This is a genomic window from Carboxylicivirga fragile (assembly GCF_050589805.1).
Taxonomy (GTDB): Bacteria; Bacteroidota; Bacteroidia; order Bacteroidales; family Marinilabiliaceae; genus Carboxylicivirga; species Carboxylicivirga fragile.
In genome coordinates, this window is record NZ_JBNGOY010000093.1 from 1 (window position 1) to 7,389 (window position 7,389).

Annotated in this window: 7 protein-coding genes; 2 read left to right on the forward strand and 5 right to left on the reverse strand. The window is 38.2% G+C overall.

The genetic code is table 11. From position 1 onward, the window contains the following. Nucleotides 1-159 precede the first annotated feature (159 nt). Complete coding sequence (locus tag ACRD7B_RS22330; RefSeq protein WP_430826889.1) at nucleotides 160-984, forward strand: hypothetical protein; 825 nt, start codon at nucleotides 160-162, stop codon at nucleotides 982-984. 127 nt (nucleotides 985-1,111) lie between these two features. Further along, entirely contained in the window at nucleotides 1,112-1,762 is a 651-nt protein-coding gene (locus tag ACRD7B_RS22335; RefSeq protein WP_430826890.1) for a P-loop NTPase family protein, read from the forward strand. A 266-nt stretch (nucleotides 1,763-2,028) separates the two neighbouring features. On the opposite strand, the gene ACRD7B_RS22340 is transcribed toward ACRD7B_RS22335, so the two are convergent. The 5 genes from ACRD7B_RS22340 to ACRD7B_RS22360 all read right to left on the reverse strand — a co-directional run bounded on the left by ACRD7B_RS22340 (nucleotide 2,029) and on the right by ACRD7B_RS22360 (nucleotide 7,150). Continuing rightward, complete coding sequence (locus ACRD7B_RS22340; protein WP_430826891.1) at nucleotides 2,029-3,021, reverse strand: Gfo/Idh/MocA family protein; 993 nt, start codon at nucleotides 3,019-3,021, stop codon at nucleotides 2,029-2,031. Between the two features lie 195 nt (nucleotides 3,022-3,216). Further along, nucleotides 3,217-4,020, reverse strand: coding sequence for a gluconate 5-dehydrogenase (locus ACRD7B_RS22345; RefSeq protein ID WP_430826892.1), 804 nt, complete (start codon nucleotides 4,018-4,020; stop codon nucleotides 3,217-3,219). Nucleotides 4,021-4,070: 50 nt separating this feature from the next. Beyond that, on the reverse strand, nucleotides 4,071-4,916 hold the full coding sequence (gene kduI, locus ACRD7B_RS22350) for a 5-dehydro-4-deoxy-D-glucuronate isomerase (protein ID WP_430826893.1): 846 nt from the start codon (nucleotides 4,914-4,916) through the stop codon (nucleotides 4,071-4,073). 24 nt (nucleotides 4,917-4,940) lie between these two features. After that, nucleotides 4,941-6,401 carry an MFS transporter gene (locus ACRD7B_RS22355; RefSeq protein WP_430826894.1) on the reverse strand — a complete coding sequence of 487 codons (1,461 nt, stop codon included), beginning with the start codon at nucleotides 6,399-6,401 and terminating at the stop codon, nucleotides 4,941-4,943. 77 nt (nucleotides 6,402-6,478) lie between these two features. Then, nucleotides 6,479-7,150 (reverse strand): bifunctional 4-hydroxy-2-oxoglutarate aldolase/2-dehydro-3-deoxy-phosphogluconate aldolase, encoded by a 672-nt coding sequence (locus tag ACRD7B_RS22360; protein ID WP_430826895.1) that lies wholly within the window; start codon nucleotides 7,148-7,150, stop codon nucleotides 6,479-6,481. Between the last annotated feature and the right edge of the window lie 239 nt (nucleotides 7,151-7,389).

Genomic DNA, 7,389 nt, shown 5'->3' on the forward strand with positions numbered 1-7,389 from the left:
TAAAAAATGAACTACATCAAGCACCTAAACAACACTTTTGCCATGATGGACCAAGTGCAAACCTTCAAACCCTATCACATAAGTCTCTATCTGGTATTGTTCAGAATGTGGAATACAAACCGTTTTGAAAACCCAATTAGTATTTCAAGAAAAGAAACCATGAAACTAGCAAGAATAGGTTCTTCAAAAACATATTTAAAAGCATTACGTGATCTACACAAGCATGACTTTATTCGTTATGATCCATCCTATGATTCTAACATTGGAAGTCATGTTAGCCTGTTCACTTTTGACCATGCCGCCTGTTCCCTACCATGGTCAAAAGTGCCCCCTTCTATAAACTATATAAACAATAAACAAACACACACTATAAAAGAAGATGAAAAATCAATTTCTAATTCTAAAAATGAAAACATGAAAAATGATCAGCAAACCACATCGTCCATCTTACATCAAACATCTCTCCCTGAACCTGCCGAAGGGCAATGTCAAACATCTAAAAATCGAACATCCACACATCTCACATCTCTCCCTGAGCCTGCCGAAGGGCAACATCAAACATCCACACATCTCACATCCAAACATCACACCTCCGACATCGAACATCCTTACATCGTAGATCGAACATCCAAACATCCACCCTTATCCCACATTCAAATCTACTTCCAGGAAAAAGGCCATCCAGAAGCCGAAGCACAACGTTTCTTCAACTATTACGAATCCAACGGCTGGCTCATTGGCGGCAAATCACCCATGAAAGATTGGAAAGCCGCCGCCCGAAACTGGATCCTCAACATCAAAAAGTTTGAAAAGAAAAGTCTTGATACTGAGCGCCATGCCCTGAGCTTGCCGAAGGGAAGTCGAAGCACAAATGAAGTTCACAAAAAACATTTTCAGGAAAAACATCGAACACCTAATAATCGCACATCCCTACATCCAACCTCTCCACCACCCTCATCATCTGACTATGAAGAACCACTTTAAATATTTAATCAATTCGCGGATCAAAACATCATAAATCCATACATCGAACACCCAAAAACTAACACGTAAAACCCATTTTAACCAAACTGCAAATCACTACTGCCTTCTGCCTAAAAACTGTTAAACTATGAACCATTATCAAATCCACAACAACACCATTTACTACGACTTCCAGTTATCACTTGATCTCATCACTCGAAAAGGCAAGACCATTTATGGCCCCCATTTTAAACTCTACGATGAAGATATGCCAATCATCAAAAAACTCTTTGCCTACTTTATCCAGGATGAAGAACTATCCCTCCAACATGGAATGAACCTTAGAAAAGGAATACTTATGATTGGTCCGGTTGGATGTGGAAAAACAGCACTCATGAAATTGATGCAAACTATATTACAACAGCACCAACGCTTCGTTCTTAAAGCCTGTCGCGATATCAGTTTCGAATTTCAAAAAGATGGATATGATGTTATTCATCGCTACAGCAAACGAAGCTTCACCATTGTTCCAGGATCCAAAACACCAAAAACAATTTGCCTCGATGACCTTGGTGCAGAATCAAACATCAAACATTTTGGATCTGAATGCAATGTCTTAGCCGAAGTCATTCTCAGTCGCTACGACCTCTTTATTTCGGATAAACTCATCACCCACGCCACCACTAACCTCAACGCAAAAGACATTGAAAAGCTCTATGGCCAACGAGTAAGAAGTCGACTGAGAGAGATGATGAATGTGATAATTTGGCATGAGATTAGCATAGACAAAAGGAAGTAACAATGAATAACTCCTGAGCAAGCTCCGGTTATCAAGTTGAGTTTGCTTTGCAAATATATTTTTTTCCCGCTCCAAGAATCGGGGATTAAACCACTATTTTATTAAAAAAAGGCCGTTTTGCAATACAAACATCATATGCCATAATGGGTACATTTCATAACATACGAACATTTACAACATGTTGTCAAAAAAATTAATATCTTAAGAAATAGGAGTACGCACCTTTCTTTATATAGTAGTTCTTAACGTCACATAAACTTATGGAATCAAAACTGATTTTGATAGATATCTAATATTATTTTGGTCGTATTCTTTGCTGATTCACCCGTTACTAAAGGATCTTTACCTGTCGATATAGAATCTATAAAATCATTAATAACCATTTCATGATTCAATGTATCATTAACCAAATGACTTGAAGAACCAGCATGTGAGTTGCCATTAGTGTCTACTGAAGATGGATTTTTCAAACCCTCAATACACCAATGAGTAATTACGTCATTCTCCAAAATTAAATAACCTTTGTCAGTGTATATTTCCATTTTCGCAGGAAACCCAGGTTTTGTGGCTGTAGAAGCAGTAATCGTACTTATCATACCCGAATCGTGACAACAAATTGCGGCTCCATGATCTTCAACTTCTATATTATGAACAAAGGTTCCCAATTGGCTAACCAGTTTGCTTGGTTTCCCAAAAAACCAGTAATATAAATCTATGTAATGTGAAGCCTGTTGCATAAAAGGTCCACCTCCATCAATTTCATAAGTACCACGATATTCTGCAGAATTATAATAATCTTCATCGCGATAATTCTTGATAGCCAGATCAACAGAAAATATTCTACCTATTTTATTTTCATCTATTAACTTTTTAACAATTGGATTATCTGAACTAAATCTTCGTTGATAAGCCACTCCAAGTTTAACCTTATTTTCTTTGCACGCAACAATCATTTTATCTATTGAAGCCACGGAAATATCAATTGGTTTTTCACAGAGTACGTGTTTACCCATTGCTGCAGCTTCTATTGTGCTCATATGATGTAAGCCATTTGGGGTACATACAATCACTGCATCAAAATCCAATTTTATTTCTTCTAAGGTTTGAAATACAGGTAGCGGCTTCTCTTTTTTAGAACTATCCGTTTTTTGTGAAACAACACCAACTACTTCAGCATCCTCTATTTTGTCAATAACCTCGAGGTAGACCTTTGCAACATTTCCACTACCAACAATTATAAATCTTATTATTTCGTTCATATTTGTCTTTTAATTCTATTCATACTTGAAAGTTGGTGCTGCGTTATTTTCGAACTATACCGATCCATTAATGAAAACGTCAGTGGCAAATTGAACTTAACCCTAACTTCATTAATAAATCGGCATAACATATTGATGGCAACAAAACTGCTGTAAACCAACTAAAACTTAACTATAGGTAAATATATCAACCATTTAAGCTTCTATATCATTCTCCCCCTTTACATAACCAAAATTGGCCAAAATTCCGCCATCAACATAAAGTACATGACCATTAACAAACTCACTGGCTTTAGAAGCTAGGAACAACGCTGCATTACCGATATCTTCAGGTTCACCCCAGCGTGCAGCAGGTGTACGCGTCATCACTAAGTCATTAAATGGGTGACCACCTTCACGAATTTCTGCCGTTTGAGAAGTGGCAATGTAACCTGGACCAATGCCATTAATTTGAACGCCATATTTAGCCCACTCGCAACACATATTTGCCGTTAGTAGCTTTAACCCTCCTTTGGCTGCAGCGTATGCGGAAACAGAGTTACGACCGTACACACTCATCATTGAACACATGTTGATGATTTTACCAGCATGTTTTTTAATCATACCAGGAGCAACGCGTTTAGCCACGATAAGTGGAGCTACCAAATCCACATCAATCACCTGTTTGAAATCGGCAATGGGCATATCCAAAATTGGAATACGTTTGATAATTCCTGCATTGTTGACCAAGATATCTACACCCCCAAGATCTTTTTCAATCTGCCTAATACCCTTATCCACTTCTTCTTCGTTGGTTACATTAAACACCAAAGTATAAACTTCAATGCCTGCTTTAGCATATTCAGCCTTGCAAGCTTCCAGTTTCTCTTCCGACAAATCGTTAACACAAACTTTTGCACCAGCCTGGCCCAGAACTTTACCAATGGCCATGCCAATGCCATGTGTTCCGCCTGTGATTAGAGCTACTTTTCCCTCTAATCCAAATAATTCATTTATCATGAGTTTTTATTTTTTTGTATTAATATTTCTTAATCATGTATTTGTTCAGTCTATCGCAACTCGTCTGGCTGAATGTGATCCATATCGGTATAATCCAAATTTTCACCACCCATTCCCCAAATAAATGAGTAGTTACTGGTACCAACACCCGAGTGAATTCCCCATTCAGGTGAGAATACAGCCATTTCATTATGCATAAATAAGTGGCGCGTTTCCTTTGGCTCACCCATTAAATGACAAACAGCTTGTCCCTTTGGCACTTCAAAGTAGAAATAAGCTTCCATACGACGATCGTGCGTATGACTTGGCATGGTATTCCATACCGAACCTTCATGCAATTCGGTAAGCCCCATTACCAACTGACACGACTCCACAATACCAGGCACAATCAACTGATAGATGGTACGTTCGTTACTAGTTGCCTGAGATCCTAAATTAAGAATATTGGCTTTTTCCTTGTTAACCACTGTTGTAGAATATTCTTTGTGTGCAGGTGTTGAGCTTAGGTAGAATTTAGCAGGGTTCTTTTTGTCAGCACTGGCAAACTTCACTTCCTTACTACCACGACCAATATAAATGGCCTCCTTATTCTTTAACGGGTATTCAACGCCATCGACAGTAACAATACCATCACCTGCAATATTAATCGCTCCTAATTCTCGGCGCTCGCAAAAGTACTCTGACTTAATGGCATCAATGGATTCCATTACCAACTCTTGATCAACAGGAAAAGCACCACCCAGAATATAACGCTCGTATTGTGAGTAACTCAGGTTGATTTCTTCTTTCACAAACAAAGTCTCAACCAAAAACTCTTTTCTTAATTTCTCTGTATCGTAGTTTTTAACGTCTCCAGGATGACAAGCTCTGCGACGATCGTAATTTATTGTTGACATAATTATATATTTTTTTGATTGCATTTATTTAGACAATACAATAGGCTTATAAGTTGGCACTAAAGTCTTCATAATTAGCCATCCTATTAAGTAAGCAACAGCACAAATGGAGAAAATAATAAAATAGCCTGATTTGATTCCTTCAAAACCCATGAACTTCATATTTGTACTTTGAGCAAAATCAAAGAGTACTCCAGAACCTTTATTTATAAAGAACGACCCTAAACCTCCAGCCATTCCACCTATACCAGTAATGGTAGCAATAGCTGTTTTAGGGAACATATCACCAATAACGGAGAAAATATTAGCCGACCAAGCTTGATGAGCCGCTCCAGCGATTCCAATAATAATTACTGGAAACCAATAAGAGTAGACACCTAAAGGTTGTGCCAATAAAGCCAATAGTGGAAAGAAGGCAAAGATTAACATCGATCGCATACGCCCAGCATAAGGATCCATCCCTTTCTTCTCAACAAAATATGTAGGCAACCATCCACCAATGATTGACAATAAGGTAATCGCATACAAAACAAATAAAAGTACTTGCGCCATAGTACTATCAGAACTTAAGCCATATACATCACTCAGATATGCAGGTGTCCAGAATAGGAAAAACCACCATACACCATCAGTAAAAAACTTACCTAATAGAAATGACCACGTCTGCTTATACTTAAATGTTTGTAAAAAAGGGATACGTGCGGCTACATCCGAATTTTCAACACCATCAACATAGCCACTATTATCATCCTGATGAATGTAATCCAACTCAACCTTGTTCACTTTAGGGTGTTGATTTGGCTTCTTATACATAAACTGCCAAAAGCCCATCCATATGAAACCCAAAGCACCAATGATGATAAATGCCATCTCCCAGCCAAAATGTGAAGCAATTACAGGAATAGATAATGGAGCAGCTAAAGCACCAACAGTAGCTCCAGCATTAAAAATACTTGTCGCATAGGCACGGTCTTTTTTAGGAAAATACTCTGCTGTAGCTTTAATAGCAGCAGGAAAGTTACCTGCCTCACCGATCGCTAAAACAAATCGAGCAAATACAAACATTACAACGCTCACATTAATTACCTTCGATACATTACTAACATGTTCAAGTGCCTCACGAGCCCCTGCAAATCCGACAAACCACTCACCCGTAACAACACCCGATGTTGCTATACCACAAAATGCATGCAACACGGCACCAACCGACCAAACTCCAATCGCCCATAAAAAGCCCTTTTTCGTATCAAGCCAATCGACAAAACGCCCAGCAAAAAGTAAACCGATAGCATAAAATATTGAGAACAATGCCGTGATATTTCCATAATCGGCATTAGTCCAATGGAATTCTGGTGCAATAAAATCTTTCCAGGTTAATGATAATACCTGACGATCCAAGTAGTTAATCGTAGTAGCGAAAAACAATAACCCACAGACATACCACCTGTAGTTAGTCATCTTGTTAATACTTTCTTTTACTGACATTTTGAACTTATATTTAGTTAGTAATCGTTATTATATTTTTGCAATTCTTTTTTCCCTTGGCTTAAAACACCACCACTCTATTTCTTTAATGCTTTTATGGTATCAATTAGCGCCACTGCTTTTTCTTTTAAGGCGTAATAGTCTTTTTTCTGTATTATCTCTTTTGGAAATAAATTTGATCCCATACCCACACAAGTCACGCCTGCGGCAAACCATTGTTTTAAATTCTCTTTTTCACAAGTAACGCCACCTGTTGGCATTATATCTGTCCATGGCATGGGCGCTTTAACGGCCTTCACAAAAGATGGACCTCCCACTTCAGAAGCTGGGAATACTTTCACTACTTCTGCGCCTAACTCTTGTGCTTTATTAATTTCAGAAATAGTACCACAACCTGGCGACCACATCACTTTTCGACGATTGCAGACTCTGGCCATACTTTCGTTTAACAAAGGTGACACAATGAAATTAGCACCATTCTGAATGTATAATGCTGTCGTTCCTTCTTCTACTAGGGAGCCAGCTCCCAGAATCATACCAGGCAATTCGGCCAAAGCATATTTGTTTAGTTCGGCAAATAGCTCATGTGCAAAATCACCGCGATTAACAAATTCAAAAACACGTATTCCACCTTCGTAGCAGGCTTTAACAACTGCTTTACAAACTTCTATATCAACATTATAAAAAACGGGCACGACACCTGTTGCTTTCATCATTTGATACACTTCAATTCTTGAATATTTTGCCATTTGTTTATATTATAATGTGAATAGGCCGTACCGAATTCTCTCTTTCAAATTTTTCCTTCAGCACGGCCTAAGCCACCAAGATTGTTATCGACTTACTCGTCCGGAGGCATCACCTCCCATTAGTTTTTCTACTTCTTCTACTGTTACTAAATTATAATCACCTTTAATAGTGTGCTTTAAACAAGAAGCTGCTGTGGCGAACTCTAGCGCCTTCTGATCATCACCTTCATAAGTTAATA